Below are 2487 nucleotides of genomic sequence, written 5' to 3'. Positions count from 1 at the left end.
TCGAATGCACCGGTCTTGAAAACCGGCATGGGTTTGTAGCCCATCTAGGGTTCAAATCCCTATCTCTCCGCCATATTTAGAAAAGCCCGCTATTTTGTAGCGGGCTTTTTGCTTTCTAGAATTTGAGTGAGTTTGCTTAGAGAGTTAAAAGGTTTGTAGCGCATGAATGTAGGGTTTAAATCCCTATCTCTCCGCCATATTTAGAAAAGCCCGTTACTGCAAAGTGACGGGCTTTTTGCTTTCTGGGTTTTAAGTTATTTCGGAATATACTTAACAGGTTGTAGCGCATCAATGTAATGGTCAAATCCCTATCTCTCAATCATATTTAGAAAAGCTCGATATTTTGTAGCGGGCTTTTTGCTTTCTGGGTTTTAAGTTATTTCGGAATATACTTAACAGGTTGTAGCGCATCAATGTAGGGGGCAAATCCTTATCTCTCAATCATATTTAGAGAAGCCCGCTATTTTGTAGCGGGCTTTTTTGCTTTCTAGAATTTGAGTGAATTTGATTAGAGAGTTAAAAGGTTTGTAGTGCATCAATGTAGGGGATATAACTCATTTATGCCACATTGTGAGTTAAAGTCTGATTTCGTTAACTTTTGGCTCATAGCCTTTCGACTTAGCAAAAATTAATTAAAATATGATTGAAAGAGCAACGCCAATTAAAGTCGCTCACTTCATTTTTATATTGATATAGAGTAACACTGAAGCTAGATGCCGCCGCATTTCACTATGACATTAATTCCTGGTTTTAAGTCATTTATCTGTCCATTGGGCTGACTATACCTGTTTGGTTGATACCCGCCGCATGGGTATAAAGCTGAGTTGTTTTAAGATCCTTATGTCCAAGCTGCTCTTGTACGGTTCTTATATCTGCTCCGTGTTGTAGCAGTTGAGTTGCAAACGAATGCCTGAAAGTATGTGCAGTGACTCGTTTAGCTACTTGTGCCTGTGTTGTTGCTATTCTTAATGCACGGCCAAATGCAGACGGATGAATATGATGACGGCAAATATAGCCATCAATAGGGTGAACACATAGGCGGGAAGCTGGGAATATATACTGCCAGTGAAACTGATTAATGCTTTGCCGATACTTTCTAAACAGTGAGGGTGGCAATGAAGTGAAGCCTAAACCAGCTTTAATATCTTTATGATGTATTCCTTTTACTTTTTCAATTTGCTCCTCAAGACTATCAACAGTGCAGTCTGGTAATAAGCAGACTCGATCCTTTTGCCCCTTGCCTCTAAAAACAAAAATTGTACGGTGAGTGAAATCAATATCTTTCACTCTTAAACTGAGTGCTTCATTAAGCCTAAGTCCACTACCGTATAGGATGCTTGCTATCATTTTGTACTGACCATTCATTAGGTTAATGATGAGCTTGGCTTGTTGAGCATCTAATACTTGAGGGATACGGCTAGGGGCTTTCGCATAAGGAAAATTGAGGTTATCAGTATTAACTTCAAGAACATGCTTAAATACGAACACAAGTGCACACAATGCTTGTTTTTGTGTACTAGCACTAACCCCACGTTGGTTACTTAAATAGTACAGGAAGGACTCAATATGAGAGGGCGCTAATTCGCGTGCATTTTTGATTTGGGTATATCGGATGAAATAGCGCGCCCAGTAGAGATAAGATTTCTCGGTTTGCAAACTATAATGGCGAACCCTAATTTGTTCTCTGATAGCTTCAATAAAAGTTGGCTTCTTCATAGGAATTACTTAATTATAACTGTATATATATACAGTTATAATTCTTTTTTGAAAAATTGCGAGAAAAGTGAGCAAAAAATGATAGTTCTTTGCTCGATAAAATTCTAAGATGCTGTTAAGTTATTGAAATAATGATACTTAGCAAAAGATTGTAGAGACCTCTACATTAAGAAGCTCGATTTTACCCTGTTGATATAGAATAAATTAATAGGAACTAAAATTATTATTCATAATAAACAGTCGGTTGGCTTAGTATCGTTGCTACTAAGTTTAATTTGAACAGGAACATTATCGAGCAGCTATATAATAAGCTGTTAGGGTTACCGAGAAATGGAAGTCGCATCTATCAATCTAAAATCATCTACGGCTGATTGTGAAGAGAATCCAAAGATTGAATGGAATAAATTTGATTTAAGCATTAACTATAAGAATTGGAGCAACGAAAGTGTCACTCTGAAATTCTTTGATGTTCCTCATTTCAAAATGGTGAGCAGTGATGAATTAAGTGTTTCAACTTTAAGCGATGATTGTGTTTATGAAGTCAAAAACTCTGAGCTTATCGCAAGCTTAATCAAGTGCGGTGAAATCACAAAAGAAGAAGAGTTTAAGCATTGGTTTGTTGGTTTCAATGAGATCGGTTCCTTCATTGAAGTAGTCTTCAGAGGCTTTGATGAAAAGTAACCCTAACAAGCTAATTAATAAGGACAAAAAACAGTTGGCTGTTTTCGTTCCTCAACATTTTAGCCAACAATTTTTTGCCCATTATTAGGG

2 protein-coding genes are annotated in these 2487 nt (G+C 37.2%); one reads left to right on the top strand and one right to left on the bottom strand.

Going from position 1 to position 2487, the window contains the following annotated elements:
* Window positions 1-759: 759 nt before the first annotated feature.
* Window positions 760-1716 carry an integron integrase gene (locus tag AN944_RS20865; RefSeq protein ID WP_055026570.1) on the bottom strand — a complete coding sequence of 319 codons (957 nt, stop codon included), beginning with the start codon at window positions 1714-1716 and terminating at the stop codon, window positions 760-762.
* Between the two features lie 330 nt (window positions 1717-2046).
* On the opposite strand from AN944_RS20865, the gene AN944_RS20860 reads away from it, so the two are divergent.
* Window positions 2047-2397 carry a hypothetical protein gene (locus AN944_RS20860; RefSeq protein WP_055026569.1) on the top strand — a complete coding sequence of 117 codons (351 nt, stop codon included), beginning with the start codon at window positions 2047-2049 and terminating at the stop codon, window positions 2395-2397.
* The last annotated feature ends 90 nt before the right edge of the window (window positions 2398-2487 follow it).

Origin of the sequence: Shewanella sp. P1-14-1 (genome assembly GCF_001401775.1) — a bacterium.
In the GTDB taxonomy this organism is placed as follows: domain Bacteria; phylum Pseudomonadota; class Gammaproteobacteria; order Enterobacterales; family Shewanellaceae; genus Shewanella; species Shewanella japonica.
This window is presented reverse-complemented; position numbering and strand designations above follow the sequence as displayed.

What these genes read in the sequence shown, in the direction of transcription:
- AN944_RS20865 (WP_055026570.1), bottom strand. Translation starts at nt 1,716, where the DNA reads ATGAAGAAGCCAACTTTTATTGAAGCTATCAGAGAACAAATTAGGGTT.
- AN944_RS20860 (WP_055026569.1), top strand. Translation starts at nt 2,047, where the DNA reads ATGGAAGTCGCATCTATCAATCTAAAATCATCTACGGCTGATTGTGAA.